Source organism: Streptomyces sp. NPDC060002, assembly GCF_042737245.1.
Taxonomy (GTDB): domain Bacteria; phylum Actinomycetota; class Actinomycetes; order Streptomycetales; family Streptomycetaceae; genus Streptomyces.
Genome location: NZ_JBHWUW010000006.1, coordinates 218,393 through 236,414, shown reverse-complemented (window position 1 = coordinate 236,414; position 18,022 = coordinate 218,393). Strand labels below are relative to the sequence as shown.

At 72.1% G+C, this 18,022-nt stretch carries 17 protein-coding genes; 11 read left to right on the top strand and 6 right to left on the bottom strand.

Annotation, left to right across the window (positions count from 1 at the left end):
* Positions 1–21: 21 nt before the first annotated feature.
* On the bottom strand, positions 22–1,419 hold the full coding sequence (locus tag ACFWBD_RS08825; protein WP_385664625.1) for a DUF6421 family protein: 1,398 nt from the start codon (positions 1,417–1,419) through the stop codon (positions 22–24).
* Between the two features lie 287 nt (positions 1,420–1,706).
* On the opposite strand from ACFWBD_RS08825, the gene ACFWBD_RS08820 reads away from it, so the two are divergent.
* Positions 1,707–2,390, top strand: coding sequence for a glycerophosphodiester phosphodiesterase (locus ACFWBD_RS08820; RefSeq protein WP_385664622.1), 684 nt, complete (start codon positions 1,707–1,709; stop codon positions 2,388–2,390).
* Positions 2,391–2,419: 29 nt separating this feature from the next.
* Here ACFWBD_RS08820 and ACFWBD_RS08815 read toward each other — a convergent pair whose 3' ends face one another.
* Complete coding sequence (locus ACFWBD_RS08815) at positions 2,420–2,959, bottom strand: GNAT family N-acetyltransferase (protein ID WP_385664619.1); 540 nt, start codon at positions 2,957–2,959, stop codon at positions 2,420–2,422.
* A 74-nt stretch (positions 2,960–3,033) separates the two neighbouring features.
* On the opposite strand from ACFWBD_RS08815, the gene ACFWBD_RS08810 reads away from it, so the two are divergent.
* Together ACFWBD_RS08810 and ACFWBD_RS08805 are read left to right on the top strand one after the other, a co-directional pair.
* Positions 3,034–3,426, top strand: coding sequence for a VOC family protein (locus tag ACFWBD_RS08810; RefSeq protein ID WP_385664617.1), 393 nt, complete (start codon positions 3,034–3,036; stop codon positions 3,424–3,426).
* A 330-nt stretch (positions 3,427–3,756) separates the two neighbouring features.
* The gene (locus ACFWBD_RS08805) at positions 3,757–4,521 is read left to right on the top strand and encodes a VOC family protein (RefSeq protein ID WP_385664614.1); all 765 of its coding nucleotides are present in this window, start codon (positions 3,757–3,759) and stop codon (positions 4,519–4,521) included.
* 43 nt (positions 4,522–4,564) lie between these two features.
* Here the strand turns inward: ACFWBD_RS08805 and ACFWBD_RS08800 are convergent, their stop codons facing one another.
* Together ACFWBD_RS08800 and ACFWBD_RS08795 are read right to left on the bottom strand one after the other, a co-directional pair.
* Positions 4,565–5,092 (bottom strand): MarR family winged helix-turn-helix transcriptional regulator, encoded by a 528-nt coding sequence (locus ACFWBD_RS08800; protein ID WP_385664694.1) that lies wholly within the window; start codon positions 5,090–5,092, stop codon positions 4,565–4,567.
* 335 nt (positions 5,093–5,427) lie between these two features.
* Positions 5,428–7,041: an FUSC family protein gene (locus tag ACFWBD_RS08795; protein WP_385664691.1), complete on the bottom strand. Its 1,614-nt coding sequence runs from the start codon at positions 7,039–7,041 to the stop codon at positions 5,428–5,430.
* 261 nt (positions 7,042–7,302) lie between these two features.
* Here ACFWBD_RS08795 and ACFWBD_RS08790 point away from each other — a divergent pair, with 261 nt between their 5' ends.
* The 5 genes from ACFWBD_RS08790 (at position 7,303) to ACFWBD_RS08770 (ending at position 11,926) form a co-directional block, all read left to right on the top strand.
* Positions 7,303–7,845 (top strand): DUF5134 domain-containing protein, encoded by a 543-nt coding sequence (locus ACFWBD_RS08790; protein ID WP_385664611.1) that lies wholly within the window; start codon positions 7,303–7,305, stop codon positions 7,843–7,845.
* Between the two features lie 82 nt (positions 7,846–7,927).
* A complete protein-coding gene (locus ACFWBD_RS08785) occupies positions 7,928–8,863 on the top strand; it encodes a M56 family metallopeptidase (RefSeq protein ID WP_385664608.1) in 936 nt (311 codons plus the stop codon).
* A gap of 655 nt (positions 8,864–9,518) precedes the next feature.
* Positions 9,519–10,190: a phosphatase PAP2 family protein gene (locus tag ACFWBD_RS08780; RefSeq protein WP_385664606.1), complete on the top strand. Its 672-nt coding sequence runs from the start codon at positions 9,519–9,521 to the stop codon at positions 10,188–10,190.
* A gap of 136 nt (positions 10,191–10,326) precedes the next feature.
* Positions 10,327–11,016: an HAD family hydrolase gene (locus ACFWBD_RS08775; RefSeq protein WP_385664688.1), complete on the top strand. Its 690-nt coding sequence runs from the start codon at positions 10,327–10,329 to the stop codon at positions 11,014–11,016.
* A gap of 226 nt (positions 11,017–11,242) precedes the next feature.
* The gene (locus ACFWBD_RS08770; RefSeq protein WP_385664604.1) at positions 11,243–11,926 is read left to right on the top strand and encodes a TetR/AcrR family transcriptional regulator; all 684 of its coding nucleotides are present in this window, start codon (positions 11,243–11,245) and stop codon (positions 11,924–11,926) included.
* Here the strand turns inward: ACFWBD_RS08770 and ACFWBD_RS08765 are convergent.
* The gene (locus ACFWBD_RS08765; RefSeq protein ID WP_385664601.1) at positions 11,914–13,416 is read right to left on the bottom strand and encodes an LVIVD repeat-containing protein; all 1,503 of its coding nucleotides are present in this window, start codon (positions 13,414–13,416) and stop codon (positions 11,914–11,916) included. The two genes, ACFWBD_RS08770 and ACFWBD_RS08765, sit on opposite strands and share 13 nt — an antisense overlap.
* Positions 13,417–13,607: 191 nt before the next feature.
* Between ACFWBD_RS08765 and ACFWBD_RS08760 the strand changes: the two genes are divergently transcribed.
* Positions 13,608–14,246, top strand: coding sequence for a DUF305 domain-containing protein (locus tag ACFWBD_RS08760; RefSeq protein ID WP_385664598.1), 639 nt, complete (start codon positions 13,608–13,610; stop codon positions 14,244–14,246).
* 36 nt (positions 14,247–14,282) lie between these two features.
* Here ACFWBD_RS08760 and ACFWBD_RS08755 read toward each other — a convergent pair whose 3' ends face one another.
* Complete coding sequence (locus tag ACFWBD_RS08755; RefSeq protein WP_385664596.1) at positions 14,283–14,897, bottom strand: DUF6214 family protein; 615 nt, start codon at positions 14,895–14,897, stop codon at positions 14,283–14,285.
* Between the two features lie 199 nt (positions 14,898–15,096).
* Here ACFWBD_RS08755 and ACFWBD_RS08750 point away from each other — a divergent pair, with 199 nt between their 5' ends.
* Positions 15,097–16,473: an FAD-dependent oxidoreductase gene (locus ACFWBD_RS08750; RefSeq protein ID WP_385664685.1), complete on the top strand. Its 1,377-nt coding sequence runs from the start codon at positions 15,097–15,099 to the stop codon at positions 16,471–16,473.
* A gap of 145 nt (positions 16,474–16,618) precedes the next feature.
* Positions 16,619–18,016: a nucleobase:cation symporter-2 family protein gene (locus ACFWBD_RS08745; RefSeq protein ID WP_385664593.1), complete on the top strand. Its 1,398-nt coding sequence runs from the start codon at positions 16,619–16,621 to the stop codon at positions 18,014–18,016.
* Positions 18,017–18,022: the final 6 nt, after the last annotated feature.

The following is an 18,022-nucleotide window of genomic DNA, read 5'->3' as shown; positions in this document are numbered from 1 at the left end:
TGTTCTCGGTACGCAGGTCGCTCATGCGGCGATCCGCTCGGCGCCGTCCGCCGTGATGCCCCGGGTGGAGGCGATCACGTTCTTCAGCTTCTTGGACAGTGCCTCATAGAACATGCTCAGCGGAAACTCGTCCGGAAGCACGTCGTCCACGAGTTTGCGGGGCGGCTGGGTCAGGTCCAGGGCGTCGGGGCCCTTGGCCCACTTGGAGCCCGGGTGCGGGGCGAGGTAGCCGGAGACCAGCTCGTGGGCGGCGAACCAGTGGACGAGCTTGGGGCGGTCGATGCCGTCGCGGTACAGCCGCTCGATGTCGGCGCACAGCTGGTTGGTGACCTGCGGGGCGCGCTGCCAGTCGATGTGCAGCTTGTTGTCGGTCCAGCGGACGACGTCGTGCTTGTGCAGGTAGGCGAAGAGCAGCTGGCCGCCGAGGCCGTCGTAGTTGCGCACCCGGTCTCCGGTGACCGGGAAGCGGAACATGCGGTCGAAGAGGACCGCGTACTGCACGTCACGGGCCTGCGGGACGCCGTCGGCCTCCAGCTTCACGGCCTCCTTGAAGGCGGTGAGATCGCAGCGCAGCTCCTCCAGGCCGTACATCCAGAACGGCTGGCGCTGCTTGATCATGAAGGGGTCGAAGGGCAGGTCGCCGTGGCTGTGGGTGCGGTCGTGGACCATGTCCCACAGGACGAAGGCCTCCTCGCAGCGCTTCTGGTCGTGGACCATGGCGGCGATGTCCTCGGGCAGCGACAGGCCCAGGACGTCGACGGCGGCGTCGGTCACGCGGCGGAAGCGGGCGGCCTCGCGGTCGCAGAAGATGCCACCCCAGGAGAAACGTTCCGGCGCCTCGCGGACGGCGATTGTCTCCGGGAAGAGGACGGCGGAGTTGGTGTCGTAGCCGGCCGTGAAGTCCTCGAAGGTGATGCCGCAGAACAGCGGGTTGTCGTAGCGGGTGCGCTCCAGCTCGGCCAGCCACTGCGGCCAGACCATGCGCAGCACGACGGCTTCCAGGTTCCGGTCCGGGTTGCCGTTCTGCGTGTACATCGCGAAGACGACCAGGTGCTGAAGCCCGTCGCGGCGGTTAGCGGCGGGCTGGAAGGCCAGCAGCGAGTCGAGGAAGTCCGGCACCTCGAAGCCGCCGTCGGCCCAGACCCGCAGGTCCTTGGCGAGCGCCCGGTGGTAGTCGGCGTCGTGCGGAAGCAGCGGGGAAAGCTCCTCGACGGCCTCGATCACGCTCTGGACGGCCTGCTCGGCGTCCGTGCGCGGCGGTGCGCCCTCGGCCGCGAAGTCGATCGACCCGTCCTTGGACTGCCAGGGCCGGATCCGCTCCACGGCATCCTTGAGCACGCGCCACGCCGGGTGCTCCACCACCCTGGACGCCGGAGAAACCTGCTCCCCCGTAGTCGCCTGCACAAGAATTTCCGTCATGTCCCATCCTTCACTGGAGAAGCTCACGTCAGGACACCGTATGCATAGGGGGTTTCCTCCAGCAAGTGGACCTTCGGGAAATTATCCTGCGCTCTCGCATCTTCACCGCACTTTTTCCTGCTGGACACCGGAGGGGCGGCTACTTCCGCTAGTGCCGGACCGACGGGTCGGATCTCCGCGCGAGACGGGTAGAGGAACCTTCGGTGCACGCACATGTCCCTGGCGGCCCGGGGCCACTAGGCTGCGTGCTCCTCCGGCCCCAGCCGTCGACGGAAGCGAGTCGTGTCTTGAACTTCCTCACCATCGGTCACCGCGGAGTCATGGGCGTCGAGCCCGAGAACACCCTGCGTTCCTTCGTCGCCGCGGAACACGCCGGCCTCGACGTCATCGAACTCGATCTGCACCTGAGCAAGGACGGCGCTCTGGTGGTCATGCACGACCCCGATGTGGACCGTACGACCGACGGGACCGGGCCCGTCGCCGACCAGACCCTCGCGGAGCTGCGCACCCTCGACGCGGGCCGCGGGGAGCGCGTGCCGTTCTTCGAGGAGGTCGTGGACGCCGTGCGGCTCCCGCTCCAGGCCGAGATCAAGGACGTCCAGGCCGCGCGGGCGCTGGCCGAGGTGATGCACGCGCGGGACCTCGTGGACCGCGTGGAGGTGTCCTCCTTCCACGACGAGGCCGTCGCCGAGATCGCGCGCCTCGTACCCGGGGTGCGCACCGCGCTCATCGGCAGCCGCTACGGCCTCGACATCGTCGACCGCGCCGTGGAGGCCGGCGCGGCGACGGTCTGCCTCAACCTGCGCCGGCTCACCCTGGAGATCGTCGAGGAGGCTCGGAAGCAGGACCTGCGGATCATCGGCTGGGTGGTCAACACACAGGACCAGCTGCGGCTGGTCCGCGCCCTGGAACTCGACGGCGCGACCACCGACTACCCCGAGATCAGGCGCACGGGCCGCTTCACGGCCTAGTAGTCCGGGCCTCGGCCGGGTCCTGACGGTCAGCCGAGTTCCTTGACCAGCAGCTCGAACTGGAGGTCGTCTCGCTGCGGAACGCCGAAGCGCTCGTCGCCGTAGGGGAAGGGGGTCATGCGACCGGTACGCCGGTAGCCGCGACGCTCGTACCAGGCTATGAGGTCCTCGCGTACGGAGATCACGGTCATGTGCATCTCGGTGACGCCCCAGTTCTCGCGGGCCTGCCGCTCCGCCTCCGCCATGACCGTCCTGCCGAGGCCGGCGCCCTGGACCGTGGGGCTGACGGCGAACATGCCGAAGTAGGCGTGGGCGCCGCGGTGTTCCAGCTGGCAGCAGGCGACGATCCGGCCCTGCCGCTCGACGGTGAGCAGCCGGCTGTCCGGCGCCTTGATGACCGCGAGCACGCCGTCGGGGTCGGTCCGCTGCCCGTGGAGGATGTCTGCCTCGGTCGTCCACCCGGCCCGGCTGGTGTCTCCGCGGTAGGCCGACTCGATGAGCGCGACGAGCGCGTCCACATCGGCGTCGACGGCGTCGCGGAAGGTGAATTCGGTGGCGGCGGTGTCCATGCGCGCGATCTCCGGTCTCTGACTCTGCTGGGGCACCGCCGAGCGTAGACCCTGCGCCGGTAGGCTCCGGCTGCATGGTGCACGTACTCAGCAGTAGGACCCTGCTCCGGCCGGCCGATCCCGAGCGTTCCCGTGCCTTCTACGGGGAGCAGCTGGGCCTGGCGGTCTACCGCGAGTTCGGGACGGGGCCGGAGCGCGGGGTCGTCTACTTCCTCGGCGGCGGCTTCCTGGAGGTCTCGGGCCGTTCGGAGACGTCGCCGGACCCCGCCGTACGGCTGTGGCTACAGGTGCCGGACGTGGCGGCGGCCCACGACGAGCTGCGCGCCGAGGGCGTGGAGATCGTCCGGCCGCCGGTGCGGGAGCCGTGGGGGCTGCTCGAGATGTGGATCGCCGACCCGGACGGCACGCCGATCGTTCTGGTGGAGGTGCCGGCGGACCATCCGATCCGATACCGCCCGGGAATCTGAGCCGATCCGGTACCGCCCGGGAATCTGAGCCGATCCGGTACCGCCCGGGAATCTGAGCCGATCCGGTACCAGCCGGGAATCCCGGCCGACCGGTATCGGGATGGCCGGGGCAGTGCCCGACGGCAGCCGGGATGGCCGGGGCAGTGCCCGAGGGCAGCCGGGGTGGCCGGGGCAGCGCCTCGCGGCAGCCGGGACGGACGGGGCGGTTCGGCGCGTGTCGAGGCCATCGGGCCAGGCCGGGCCATGTCTCCGGGCCTCGGCGGCCACCGGATGCCGTGGCGCGGGCCGAGGCATAGCGTGCTGGAGGGGGTCCCTTTCGGAAGGAACGCCATGAAGCTCGACGCGCCCGTGCCCGGCGGGCCCTGCTGGGCCGAGCTGGGGACCAGCGACCTGGAGGCGGCGAAGCGGTTCTACGCGGAGCTCTTCGGCTGGCGCGCGGAGACGGATCCGCGCCAGGAGGCGGGTGGCTACACGGTCGCGCACCTCGGCGAAGCGGCCGTCGCCGCGCTCACCCCCCTGTACCAGGAGGCACAGCCCTGCGCCTGGAACGTGTCGTTCGGGGTGACCGACGCGGACGTCAGCGCGCGGCTGCTCACGGAGGCCGGGGGCAAGGTGCTGGTCGGCCCGATGGACGTCTTCGACGTGGGTCGTTTCGTGGTCGCCCTCGATCCGGGCGGTGCCGCGTTCCAGTTGTGGCAGGCGCGGGCCTTCCCGGGCGCCGGGCTGTTCAACGCGCCCGGCTCGCTCGGCTGGGTCGAGCTGCTGACCCGCGATCGCCACCGGGCGGAGACCTTCTACACCACGGTGTTCGGCTGGACGGTCCGCTCCTCGGAGAACTACCTCCAGTGGGGCGTCGGCGGCGCGGACTTCGGCGGCATGATCACGATGGACGAGAAGTTCCCGCCCGAGGTGCCCCCGCACTGGCTGCCGTACTTCGCGGTGGCGGACGTGGAGGAGTCCACCCGGACGGCGGTCGGGGCGGGCGGCACCACGCTCATGGAACCGACCTCGGTGCCGCACGGGCCACGGATCGCCGTGCTGCGGGACCCGCAGGGCGCGGTGTTCGGCGTGTACCGGGCGGCAGACGAGAGGTGAACGTCGACGGGTCGCGTGGTCCGGCCCCGCGCCGGCGTGGCGTTCAGACCCGCAGCGCGCGCATGTGCCCCTCGAGTCGGCTCAGCAACTCGCCCAGCAGATCGGCCAGTTCGCCCTGCCGGCCGTCGTCCAGGGCGGACAGCACGGCGCTCTCGTAGACGAGCTGCTCGGGCATGATGCCGTCGACGAGGTCCCGCCCGGCGTCGGTGAGCCGGAGGTGGGCGACACGGCGGTCCCGGGTGTCGACGCGACGCTCCACCAGTCCGCGCTCGGTGAGCTGCTTGAGCCGCTTGGTGACGGCCGCCCCGGAGGAGAAGGTCTCGCGGGCCAGTTCGCCGGGGGTCAGCTCATGGCCGGTACGGCGCAGCGCGCCGAGCAGGTCGAACTCCGCACGGCTCAGGCCGGCCCGCCGCAGGGGCGCGTCCTCGGCCTGCTGGAGGAGCGCGGCGCAGCGGTTGACGCGGCCGATGATCTCCATGGGGCCGGTGTCGAGGTCGGGCCTGACCGTCTGCCACTGCCGTACGACGGCGGCGACGGTGTCGTTGCGTACCGGCTGTACCGGCTGTGCCAGGTCTCCGCTGCCCTTCCGGCCACCGCTGCCCCGCGCGTCGCCGCTGCCCCGCGCGTCGCCGCTGCCCCGCGCGTCGCCGCTGTCCCGCGCGTCGCCGCTCCCCCGCCCGCCACCGCTGCCCCGCGCGTCGCCGCTCCCCCGCCCGCCACCGCTGTCCCGCGCGTCGCCGCTGCCCCGCGCGTCGCCGCTGTCCCGCGCGTCGCCGCTGTCCGGCCCGTCGCCGCTCCTGGGGCGGTCACCGGTGGTTCCGGGGTCGTCGTCGGCCGACAGTCCTTCCCCGGTCGCCTGCCCTTCCCCCGTCCCGTTCCCGGCCGCCGCCCGTCCGTGCGTCGCCGTCATCGCCGTACGTCCTCCGCTCCCGTGCTCGCGTCCCGGTCCAGGAGCAGTCCCTGGCGCCGTACCGTCGCGGCGAGCGTACGGTGTCCGGACTGTTCGGCCGACACGACCCGCTCCTCGGGCAGCGCCCGCTGCCACCACTCGCCGGACGCGGCGTCGGCGGTGGCTCGCAGGTCGACCAGAGCGGCGGCGAGGCCGCGGCGGGCGGACTCCAGGGTGCCGGGCGCGGGGCGAGACTCCACCAGGAGGCGGGCGGCCTGTTCGCGGGCCTGTTCGACGGCCGTCAGGGCGTGCCCGAGCCGGTCGCCGGCCCTGCGGTTGGTGACGGCGACCGCGGCGACGAAGCCGACCACCGCTCCGACGAGGGTGTCCACCAGACGCTCGGTGATCAGCCGACCCGAGTCCTGGACCTGCGCGAACTCGGTGATGAGCAGGGCCATCGGGGTCACGCAGACGCTGCCGAGCCAGTAGTTGCGGCTGATCAGCGCCTCGGCGCCGAAGTTCAGGGCCAGGCAGATCAGGACGAGGGCGGCCTGGGTGAGATGGGCGAGCGGGACGAGCGCGGCGAAGGCGAGCACGCCGACCAGGTTGCCGACGACGCGCTGGACTCCGCGGCTCCAGGTGAGCGTGAGGTTCGCCTGGTAGAGGGACGCGGCGGTGACCAGGGCCCAGTAGGGGCGGCCGATCCCGAGGGCGAGGGAGGCGTATCCGGCGAGGGCGCAGCCCAGGGCGGTGCGTGCGGCGATCGGCGCGAGGGGGCCGAGGCGGAGCCACAGCGGCGGCCGGCCGGTGGCGAGTTCGGCGTCGACGCCGAGGAGTTCGTCGTCGTCCACCAGGTCGCCCGGGTGCGGGACCGGGCCGGTGCCGCGCAGGTCGCGGGCCCAGTCGCGCAGCCGCTGCGGGTCGGTGTCGGCGGGGGCGGCGAGGGCGATCTCGGCGCGGACGACGAGGCGCTCCAGAGCCCTGCGGGCCTCCGTGGCGCGGGCCGACAGGAGGGTCTGCCAGGCGGCGTGCACGGCGCCGGCCGCGGCGGCGCGGGTCCTGGCGTGGCCGTCGCCGGTGCCGTCCGTGGCGGCGTGGGCGGCGGCAGCGTTCAGGGCGTGGGCGGTGGCGCGGCGCTCGGGGCCGTGCGGCCGCAGCAGCCCGGGCGCCATGCCGATCAGCCAGGCCCAGGCGCCCGCGGCGAGTGCCAGTCCCAGATGGCCGGGGACCTGCCCGGGGCTCTGCGGTGTGAACAGGGCGGCGGAGCTGATGAAGGTGAGGACGACGTTGCCGGGCGGGCCGAGGCGGGTCGCGTCGCAGAGGGCCTTCTGCGCGGCCGCGAGCAGCGCGCCGACGGTGACCAGGGCGACGGCGTCGGTGGTCAGCGAGGCCGCGAGCAGGGCGACCGCCAGGCCGCCGGTCATGCCCAGCACCACCCGGGCCAGGACACGGGCCCGGGCCGCGTAGGGGCGGTTGTGGGCGTACAGCGCGCACAGGGAGCCGGCCATCGTGTACAGCGCCAGGTCCAGCCGCCCGAGGGCCAGCAGGATCAGGTTCGGCGGGGCGACGGCGGCGATCACGCTGAGGGCGGGCTTGAACCAGATGTCGGAGGGCCGGCCGAGGCGCAGCACTCCGGCGATCGGGAGGCGGCGTACGGGTCGCCGCCCACGGTGCCTGCCGCCGGGCTGACCGCCGCGCGGCTCGGGGCGGTTTTCGGGGCGGGGGCGCTGAGGGGTCGCACTGCTCATACCCACTAATTTAGCATGTGTTTTACCCGTGAAATATCTCGTGCTCCGTCGAATGCTCCCCGTGTACACCCTTGCGCCCGCGTGCGCACGGTGTGCCCTGGGCATCGCAACCCTCGATTGCGAACGTCGAGCGGGGAGGTGCGCGTGCACGGACCGGCTTCGCCCGGCTGGCTGCTGGTGGCGCTGTGTGCGGCGACCGGGGCCTACTGCCTGCTGCGGATGCGCAGCGGGGTCGAGGAACAGCGCCGGGCCGCGGGCGGCGAGGCGCTGATGGGCTTCGGGATGGCGGCGATGGCCGTGCCCGCGGCCGCGTTCACCCCGCCCGCGTGGGCCTGGCCGGCCTTCGCGGCGGTCTTCGGGGCGGCCGCGCTGCGGGCCCTGTGGGCGGCCCGCGCCGGCGCCCACCACCTGCACCATCTGGTCGGGGCCGCGGCCATGGTCTACATGGCGGCCGTGATGGCCGCCGCGCCCGCGCACCAGCACGGACACGGCGGCGCCGACGTCCCGCTACTGACGGGGGTGCTGCTGCTGTACTTCACCGGGTACGTCCTGCTCGCCGGGGTCCGGCTGCTGCCGGTGGCCGGGGCGGGCGGCGCCGCCGTGGCCTGGAGCGACCGGCCCGAGGTGGCGCGGGCGTGCCGGCTGTCGATGGGGATCGGGATGCTCGCCATGCTGCTGACGATGTGAACCCCAACTCGGGCGTGGTCTGCGTCACTTCGCCGCGACAAGCCGTACCCCCGAGCGGTGCGCCGCTCATAGGGTGCTGCCCATGATGGTCCCCGCGGTACTGCTGCTGCTCGGTGCCCTGACCGCCGTGATCGCCCCCCGGCTGATCGCCCGGGCCGACTGGCCGGACCACGAACCGGTGGTCGCGCTGTGGGCGTGGCAGTGCGTGGTGGCCGCGGTCCTGCTGTGCTGTGCGCTGTCGATGACGCTCAGCGCGGCGGCGGCCTGGCAGGCGGTGCGCGGGCATGTCTTCGCGCCGGCCCCGCGCTCGGTGGTGGAGGCGTACGCGCTGGGCGCGACCGGCCCCTGGGCGGCGGCGACCGCGGTGGCGCTCGCGTGCGGTGGGCTGTGGAGCGGGGTGATGCTCGTGCGGGAGGTACTGCGGAGCCGGGCCGGACACCGGTCCCGGCACGCCGAACTCCGTTTGCGTGCACCGTTGTTGCCTGGCGAGGACGCCGCGTCCGGCCGACTGGTCGTACTGGAGGGTGAGCGGCCCGACGCCTGGTGGCTGACGGGCGCCGCACCCCAACTGGTGGTCACCACGGCCGCGTTGCAGCGCCTGAAGGGGCGTCAGCTGGATGCCGTGCTGGCGCACGAGCAGGGGCACGCCCAGGCACGTCACGACTGGTTGCTGAACTGCTCGACGGCGCTGGCCACGGGCTTTCCACGGGTACCGGTGTTCGCCGCGTTCCGCGACGAGATGCACCGGCTGGTCGAGTTGTCGGCGGACGACATGGCCTCCCGGCGCTTCGGCCGGCTGACGACCGCGCTGGCGCTGGTCGAACTCAACGAGGACCGGGGCGTGTTCGGCCCCTCCCCCGCCCCGCAGGCCCATGTCCCGCAGCGCGTGCACCGGTTGCTCACGCCGCCCGGCCGCCTCACCGCGGCCCGCAGACTGCAACTGACGGCGGCGGCCTCCCTCGTACCGGTGGTCCCGGTTCTGGTGACCCTGGTCCCCGCCCTGCGGACACTGGGCTGAACCCGACGGCGCCGTAGAAGCCACCCCGAAGCCCAAGACCAGCCCTCCGGCCACCGGCCTGACACCCCTGCCCGGCCACCCGACCTCGGGTGGCCTGACACCCCTGCCCGGCCACCCGACCCCGGGCCGACCACCCCAACCCCCTCGGAAGCCCGGCCGCTGCCCCAGGGCCTTCGACCGGCCGCTTCACGCACCGGGACCGACGCACTCCGGCGGCCGGACCACCCGTCCCAGGGCGACGACCGAGCACTCCGGCCTCCGGCGCCACCCGACCCACCCGTCGACCGGGCCGGCCACCTCCGCCCCCGGGACGGCCGTCCCCCGGCCAGGGCAACCACCCCGAACCGGAACGAGCCACTCCAGCAGCCGCTCGAGCAAGCCGGGCCGGGCCGGCCGGCCTGAGTGGCCGAGGCAACCGCGCCAGAACCCGACCCGAAGGCCGACAGAGCCCCGACCCATCGACCCCCGAACCCCGGCCCCAGGGCGGCTGAGCTCGACCCGAAGGCCGCGGCGCAGAGGCCCGACTCATCCACCCCGACGCATCGACCACGGAACCTCCGGCCGGCCTCCCCAGCACCCCGCACCGACCGCCCCGGAACCTGGACCGATCGTCCCGCGTTCGCTTCCGGCCCCACCGTTCGGCGAGGATCTCCGTATGCACCATCCGTCCGTCGAATCCCCGCCCCGCCTCCCGGCTCCGCGTGTCACGCTCCGGACCGCCCTGGTCCTGGGGCTGTGCTCCGCCCTGCTGCTCGTCATGGTCGCGGCCGACTGGCATCCCCTGATCTCCGTCGACGGCGACATCGCCCGCACCACCCACCGCTGGGCCGTCGCCGACCCCGACGTGACCCAGGTCTGCCGCATCCTCACGGACTGGGTCTGGGACCCCCTGACCATGCGCCTGCTGGGCGCGGCGGTCGCCGTGTGGCTGGTGTGGCGGCACGCGGCCTGGTGGACGGCCGGGTGGCTGGTCGTCACGTCGGCGGTGGGCACACTGATCCAGCAGTCCCTCAAGGCCGGGGTGGGCCGCGAACGCCCGGTCTGGCCCGACCCGGTCGACTCCGCCCACTACGCGGCGTACCCCTCCGGGCACGCCCTGACGGCGACGGTGGTGTTCGGCCTCCTGCTGTGGCTGCTGCACCGGCACGGCGTCACACCTGCCGTGTGGCGTACGGCGCTGGCGGTGGCGGTGGTCTCCGTGACGGGCGTGGGACTGACCCGGATATGGCTGGGCGTGCACTGGCCCTCGGACGTCTTGGGCGGCTGGCTGCTGGGCGCCCTGCTGGTGACACTGGCGATCGCGGCCCACGGGCGGTGGCGGCCCTGACCCGGCGATCTTCCGCTCGTGGGGAACATGGCTTCGCGGGATCCGTGATCCGGCCGGGAGCGCGGGGTCCGTGAGATTCGGCCGGGAGTGCGGGGTCCGTGAGATTCGGCCGGTTCATAGAATCGGCCCCATGCGCATGACAGCTGTGTTGTTCGACTTCTCCGGGACCCTGTTCCGCATCGAGTCCGCCGAGTCCTGGCTGCGGGCCGTGCTGGAGTCGGCCGGCGTCGCGCTGCCCGCGTCGGAGCTCGCCGCGAAGGCGCGGGCGCTGGAGTCGGCCGGCGCGCTGCCCGGCGGGGCGAGTCCGGTCCGGCTGCCCGCCGAAGTCGCCGGGGTGTGGCGGGTGCGCGACGAGAGCGCGGCGCTGCACCGGGCCGCGTACACCGGTCTGTCCCGTCAGGTGCCGCTGCCGGACCCGGCGCTGCACGAGGCCCTGTACGAACGGCACAGGATGCCGGCGGCCTGGGCGCCCTACCCCGACGCCCTCGACGTACTGAGCGCGCTGCGCGAGCGCGGGCTCCGGGTCGGTGTGGTCAGCAACATCGGCTGGGACCTGCGGCCGGTGTTCCGGGAGCACGGCCTCGACCGGTACGTCGACGCGTACACGCTGTCGTACGAGCACGGGTTCCAGAAGCCGGACCCCCGGCTGTTCACGGTCGCCTGCGAGGCGCTGGACACCGATCCCGGTGGAACCCTGATGGTGGGCGACGACCGGCGAGCGGACGGCGGGGCGGCGGCGCTGGGCTGCGCGGTGCACTTCGTGGACCATCTGCCGGCGGCCGATCGTCCGGACGCGCTGCGGACGGTGCTGGACCTGGTGGGGTGACCCGGCGACACCGGCCCGCTGTCCGCTCTCTACCGACGGTCTCTCAACCGACGGCCTCTCAACCGACGGTCGCCTGAGGCCACCATTACGGGAGAAGCACGCCCACTCTGGACGATCCCCCGCGTCGCCCAGAGCAGGCGGCAGCCCGGTGTGCTCCGAACCGGAACCCCACCGGGTTGCCCCTGAGTATAGTTGGCTGGCAGCCAGTCAACGCAGGAGTTCCAGGATGTCCCCGCGCAGCGCCTCGGTCAATGAAGAATTGCGGCGCCGTTCCAGGGAGCGGCTCCTTCAAGCCGCGGTGGAGCTGGTGAGCGAGCGCGGATACGAGGCGACGACGCTCGGTGCCATCGCGGACCGGGCCGGCTCGGCGCGCGGTCTGGTGTCGTACTACTTCCCCGGCAAGCGGCAGCTGGTCCAGTCGGCCGTGCACCGCCTGATGCACCGCACACTGGAGGAGGCGCTGGAGCGGGAGCCGCGCACCGAGGACGGCCGGGAGCGGATGGCGCGGGCCATCGACGCGATCCTGGGCCTGGCCCGGGACCGTACGGTGCTGATGCGCCAGCACATGGCGGGCCTTTTGCAGGCCGAAGGGTTCGTGCAGTGTCCGGAGCAGCAGCGGCTGGCCGAGCTGCTGCGGGACACCGCGGCCCGGCGCGGGTCGCAGGACGTCGACCACGACTACCCGATGCTGCGCTCCCAGCTGATGGGAGCCGTCTACGCGATGGTGCTGCCGAACGTGCCCCTGCCGCTCACGACGCTGCGCGCCGAACTGTTCGCGCGCTACCGGCTCGACTGGGAGCAGGGGGCCCCGCCGGACGCCGAGGCGCCCGGCGGGAGGACTGACACCGATCTGTCGCGCTTCTTCGCGACCGACCCGACGGCTCCGCGGAGCGAGGGTCAGTCGAAGTAGTCCGGCTGGGTCTGGACGTTGAGCTCGTGGACACGGACCCGCTTGGCGGGGTCGGTGCGCCGGTCGCTGAGCTTCAGCACGTCGAAGCCCTTGGCGATGTCGTTCGAGTAGATGTAACCGTTGTAGTAGTACGCCGACCAGGAGCCGCCGCCCCTCAGCACCTGGGTGTCGAGCGGACCGCGTTCGAAGTAGGCGATCTCCTTCGGCTTCGACGAGTCGGTGAAGTCCCAGACCGAGACACCGCCCTGGTACCAGGCCTGCACCATGATGTCCTTGCCCTTGACCGGGATCAACGAGCCGTTGTGGGCCACGCAGTTCTCGGTGTCCGCCTGGTGGCGGGGGATCTTGTAGTAGCTGCGGAAGACCAGCTTGCGCTTGTCACCCTTGCCGACGATGTCGTAGATGCCGTCGGCTCCCTTGTCCGGCCCGATCGCCGCGTTGCACGTGGCCGCGCCGCCGCCGCCGAGCTCGTCGGTGAACACGACCTTGTCCGCCTTCTGGTTGAAGGTCGCCGAGTGCCAGAACGCGAAGTTCACGTTGTCCTGGACCTGGTCGATGACCTTCGGGTGCTCCGGGTCCTTGATGGAGAACAGGATGCCGTCGCCCATGCAGGCGCCCGCCGCCAGGTCCTTGGAGGGCAGGACCGTGATGTCGTGGCAGCCGGTCGTCTTGGAGACCCCGGGGTTGGTGGGCGAGCCCGGGTTGCCGCCGCCGTCCGGGCCCTCTCCCGGGAAGAGCACGGGGAAGCTCACGATCGCGGCCTTCTCCGGCGACTTGCGCGGCACCTTGATGACCGAGATGCCGTCGTGCGGGGGCTGGCAGTCCGGGTAGGCGGCGTTCGGCGAGTACGAGGAGACGTAGATGTAGACGTTCTTGCGCTCGGGCACCAGGGTGTGGGTGTGCGAGCCGCAGGCGGTCTCGACGGCCGCGACGTACTTCGGGTTCGCCTTGTCGCTGATGTCGAAGACCTTCATGCCCTCCCAGGAGGACTTCTCGGTCACCGGCTGCGTGGTGCTGTTGCAACTGCTGTCGCTGCGCGAGGAGTCGGTGGACAGGAAGAGCAGGTCGCCCGAGACGGAGATGTCGTTCTGCGAGCCGGGGCAGAGCACCTGGGCGACGGTCTTGGGGGACTTCGGGTTGCTGATGTCGAAGACGCGGAAGCCGTCGTAGTTGCCGGAGAAGGCGTACTTGCCCTGGAAGGCGAGGTCCGAGTTGGTGCCGGGCAGGGCGTCCTTCGGGATGTTCGTCAGGTGCTCGATGTTGTCGGAGTGGACGATCTCGTCCTGCCCCGGTATCCCGCCGTCGGCGATCGCCGCCGCCGCCTCGGCCCGGGCGCCCTGGGACACCTCCTGCTGCACGGCGGGTCCGTCCCCCGGGTCGGGGGTCGCGGCCGCCGGGACCGCCGTCAGGAGCGCGGCCAGGAGTCCGGTACACGCGGCGGCCACTCCCAGCCGTCTGCGTCGCGTTCGAAGGTCGTTCAACAGGGTCACTGCGTCCTCCCTTGTCGCCGTTCACGTGGAACGGTTCGCGGTGCTCCGAAGTATCGTCTTCATCATGCACATATCAAGGGCTGGCAACGCACTCGTAATGAATCTTTCGGCCCATTAGTGCGATCCATGGTGCGAAGATCCAGACGAGGACGGCATCCCCGTCCTCAACTCGCCTGCTTCAGGAGGTCGTTGTGCTCGTCCGCCGCGCGCCCCTCGTCTCAGCCTCACTGCTGCTCGCCCTCGCCCTCGCGGGCTGCGACTCCGGGCCGGACACCAACTCGGGTGCCGCGAGCGGCCCTTCGGTGATCGCGCCGGGCAAGCCGGGTGAGACGAACCGGACCCTCTCCGCACAGGACGCGGCCGAGCAACGCGCCGACGACGACACACCCAACTCCGCCGACGTGGCGTACGCGCGGATGATGATCCAGCACCACACCCAGGCCCTGGAGATGACCGAACTCGTCCCGAAGCAGGCGGCGTCGACAGCCGTCAAGGGCCTCGCGTCGCGGATCGGCGCCGCACAGGGGCCGGAGATCGAAGCCATGAAGGGCTGGCTCACGACATACGGCGAGGACGAGACGGCAGGCGGGCACGAGCACACGGCGATGCCCGGGATGGCCACCGAGGCACAGCTGACCCAGCTGCGCGCGGCCCGCGGCAAGGCGTTCGACGCGCTCTTCCTCACCCTGATGATCACCCATCACGAGGGCGCCCTCACCATGGCCGCGGACGTCAAGGCACAGGGCAACAACGTGCGGATCGAGGAGATGGCGGACGACGTGATCGCGCAGCAGACGAGCGAGATCGCCCGGATGCGCGGGATGCAGTAACGCCCCCTGATCCACGGATTTCTTCGACGAGCCCTGTCAGCGCCGTGCGTGACGTGGCGTCAGATAGCCCGCGTCACGCGCCTGCGCGATCAGCCTCAGCGATCTGCGTCGGCTGTGTCCCGTCGCGCGCATGACCGCGAGGACGGGGTCCTCCCCCTCCTCCTGGGCCGCGCGGTACTCCTGCGCCACCAGCCACCGCCCCTCGAGGCCGCGCGGCCAGGCCGGACGGGCCCGCCGGGGGCCGAACGACTCGTCGGCATCCCCGCTGACGGCCGGCTCCCGCACGTCCTCCGTGTCGCACCCGCCGTCCGTGTCGCACCCGCCGTCCGCGGCGCCCTCGCCGTCCGCGCCCTCCGCGCCTTCCGTGCCGACCACGCCCTCCGTGCCTTCCACGCCGGCCACGTTCGCCGCATCGAGGCCGCGGGCTTCGGCGCACCTCTCGAACAGCGGTCCCTCGATCCAGTCCGCGAGCGCCGTGAGGTCCACGAGCGACAGGGGCGGCTGGGCGCGGACGTCCTCGACCGAGACGCACCCCCCGCAGACGACGGCCAGCAGCTCGACCCGCGCGCCGTCGACGAACCCCAGCCGCACATGAAACCAGGACGTGGCGCCCCCGGCTTCCCGGACCTCCCACGCGGGCCACACGGACACCGTGCCGTCCTCGGCGGAACGATCAGAAAGATTAAGAAACGATGCTTCCAGCACACACGCAACGTAACCGCATGATCACTTTCCATACGAATGGACACGCGCGCACCCAGCGCGCACAGCACCCTGTCAGCGGAGCCGCCCTGATGCGATGCTGGAGACACCAGCGATCTCCTCCGTCCCCCTGGGTAAGGAGTTCCGCGTGCTGCGTGTCGCCGTCGTCGGCTCAGGGCCGAGTGGGGTCTACACCGCCCAGAGTCTGGTCCAGCAGGACCCCGAGGTGCTCGTCGACGTCCTGGACCGGCTGCCGTGCCCGTACGGGCTGGTGCGGTACGGCGTCGCTCCCGACCACGAGAAGATCAAGTCGCTCCAGAACAATCTGCGCACGGTGCTCGAGCACGAGCGGGTGCGCTTCCTCGGCGGGATCCGGGTCGGGACGGACGGGGTGCCGGCGGCCCGGCTGCGCGAGCTGTACCACGCGGTCGTGTACTGCGTGGGCGCCGCGACGGACCGGCATCTCGGGGTGCCCGGCGAGGAGCTGCCGGGCAGCTGGTCGGCGACGGAGTTCGTGTCCTGGTACAGCGCCCATCCGGACACCGTCGCCGACGGGTTCCTGCGCGACGCCCGCTCGGCCGTGGTGGTGGGCGTGGGGAACGTGGCGGTGGACGTCACCCGGATCCTGGCCCGGCAGACGGCCGAGCTCAGCCCGACCGACATGCCCCAGGCGGCGCTGGCCGCGCTGGCGGCGAGCGGGGTCGGCGAGATCCACATGGTGGGGCGGCGCGGCCCGTCCCAGGCCCGCTTCACCACCAAGGAGCTGCGCGAGCTGGCCGGCCTGCCGGACACCGAGGTGGTCGTGGACGAGGCCGAGCTGGCGCTGGACCCGGCGTACGGCGACCCCTCCGCGCTGCCGGCGGCACAGCGGCGCAACGTGGAGGTGCTGCGCGTCTGGGCGGCGGCCGCACCGGCCCGCGGCGCCCGACGGCGGATCCGGCTCCGGTTCTTCCTGCGGCCCGTCGAACTGCTCGCCGACAAGGGCCGGTTGGGCGCGGTGCGTTTCGAGCGGACCGTTCCGGACGGGCACGGCGGGGTGACGGGCACCGGGCGGTACGAGGACATCGAGGCCCAGTTGGTGCTGCGCTCGGTGGGCTATCGCGGGGTGCCGCTGGAGGGGCTGCCGTTCGATCCTGAGCGGGGCACGGTGCCGCATCTCGCGGGGCGGGTCCTGCGCGCGGGCGCGGTGGCACCGGGCGAGTACGTGGCGGGCTGGATCAAGCGGGGCCCCACCGGGGTCATCGGCACCAACCGGCCGTGCGCGAAGGAGACGGCGACGTCCCTGCTGGAGGACGGCCCCGTCCTCGCACGGCGGGAGCTGCCGGGTGATCCGCTCCAGCTGCTGCGGGCCGCCGGAGCCGAACCCGTCGAGTGGGCGGGGTGGCTGGCGATCGAGCGGGCCGAGGCGGCGCTGGGCGCCTCACTGGGGCGGGGCGTGGTGAAGCTGCCGGACTGGGCGGCGTTGTGGACGGCGGCGAGTACCGCCGGAATCGGTGTACAGGACACACAGCAGCAACACCGGTGAAATCAACAAACTGTTCAAGCCCCGTACGTTCTCGTGCTGTTCGGCCTGCTCGGCCTGTTGGGCCCCTTTGACCCCTTCGGCCCCTTCGGTCCGTTCGGTCCGCTCAGCCCGTTCGGATGCCCCCCGTCGCCGCTCTGGAGTGCCTATGACCACGACCGCGCCCGTTCATCCCGTCGACGAGGTGCCGCCCGCACGCCAGTTGGCCGCCTTCGGCCTCCAGCACGTACTCGCGATGTACGCGGGCGCGGTGGCCGTGCCGCTGATCGTGGGCGGTGCGATGAAGCTGTCGCCCGCCGATCTGGCGTATCTGATCACCGCCGACCTGCTGGTGTGCGGTATCGCCACGCTGATCCAGTGTGCCGGCTTCTGGCGGTTCGGCGTACGGCTGCCGATCATGCAGGGCTGTACGTTCGCTGCGGTGTCGCCCATGGTGCTGATCGGGACGACCGGCGGCGGACTGCCCGCGATCTACGGGTCGGTGATCGTGGCCGGGCTCGCGATCATGCTGCTGGCGCCCCTGTTCGGCAGGCTGCTGCGCTTCTTCCCGCCGCTGGTCACCGGCACCGTCATCCTGATCATCGGTATCTCGTTGTTGCCGGTCGCGGGCAACTGGGTAGCGGGCGGAACCGGTTCGGCGGACTTCGGGGCACCGAAGAACATCGGGCTGGCCGCGTTCGTCCTCGCCGTGGTGCTCGCCGTGCAGCGGTTCGCGCCGGTGTTCCTGAGCCGGATCGCGGTGCTGATCGGCATCGTGGTGGGGCTCGCGGTCTCGGTGCCGTTCGGGTTCACCGACTTCGACGGGGTCGGGGACGCCGACTGGGTCGGGATCAGTACACCGTTCCACTTCGGTGCGCCCGCCTTCGAGGCGTCGGCGATCATCTCGATGCTGGTCGTGGCGCTGGTCACCATGACCGAGACGACCGGAGACCTCATCGCGGTCGGCGAGATGACCGGCCGCGAGGTCGAGCCGCGCACCCTTTCCGACGGGCTGCGCGCCGACGGGCTGTCGACCGTCCTCGGCGGCGTCTTCAACACCTTCCCCTACACCGCGTACGCGCAGAACGTCGGCCTGGTGGGCATGACCCGGGTGCGCAGCCGCTGGGTCGTCGCCACCGCGGGCGGCATCCTCGTGCTGCTGGGCCTGCTGCCCAAGCTGGGCGCGGTGGTGGCCGCCGTTCCGGCGCCGGTCCTCGGCGGGGCCGGACTGGTGATGTTCGGGACGGTCGCCGCGAGTGGTCTGCGAACGCTGGCCGAGGCCGACTTCAAGGGGAACCACAACCTGACGGTGGTGGCCGTGTCGGTCGCGATGGGCGTGCTGCCGGTCGGCGTGCCGACGATCTACGAGCAGTTCCCCGACTGGTTCCGGACGGTGATGAACAGCGGTATCAGCGCGGGCTGTCTGACGGCGATCGTCCTGAACCTGCTCTTCAACCACCTGCCCTCGAAGGCCGGTCCGGCGCCGGAGACGGTCGCCCTGCCGACCGGCGGCGGCGAGGAGCCCGTCGGCGACGTGACGGGCAGGTCCGGGCAGGAAGTCGTCTAGACGGCC

Coding starts and splice junctions, on each gene's coding strand:
- ACFWBD_RS08825 (WP_385664625.1), bottom strand. CDS start 1,419: ATGACGGAAATTCTTGTGCAGGCGACTACGGGGGAGCAGGTTTCTCCG.
- ACFWBD_RS08815 (WP_385664619.1), bottom strand. CDS start 2,959: ATGGACACCGCCGCCACCGAATTCACCTTCCGCGACGCCGTCGACGCC.
- ACFWBD_RS08810 (WP_385664617.1), top strand. CDS start 3,034: ATGGTGCACGTACTCAGCAGTAGGACCCTGCTCCGGCCGGCCGATCCC.
- ACFWBD_RS08805 (WP_385664614.1), top strand. CDS start 3,757: ATGAAGCTCGACGCGCCCGTGCCCGGCGGGCCCTGCTGGGCCGAGCTG.
- ACFWBD_RS08785 (WP_385664608.1), top strand. CDS start 7,928: ATGATGGTCCCCGCGGTACTGCTGCTGCTCGGTGCCCTGACCGCCGTG.
- ACFWBD_RS08780 (WP_385664606.1), top strand. CDS start 9,519: ATGCACCATCCGTCCGTCGAATCCCCGCCCCGCCTCCCGGCTCCGCGT.
- ACFWBD_RS08775 (WP_385664688.1), top strand. CDS start 10,327: ATGACAGCTGTGTTGTTCGACTTCTCCGGGACCCTGTTCCGCATCGAG.
- ACFWBD_RS08770 (WP_385664604.1), top strand. CDS start 11,243: ATGTCCCCGCGCAGCGCCTCGGTCAATGAAGAATTGCGGCGCCGTTCC.
- ACFWBD_RS08745 (WP_385664593.1), top strand. CDS start 16,619: ATGACCACGACCGCGCCCGTTCATCCCGTCGACGAGGTGCCGCCCGCA.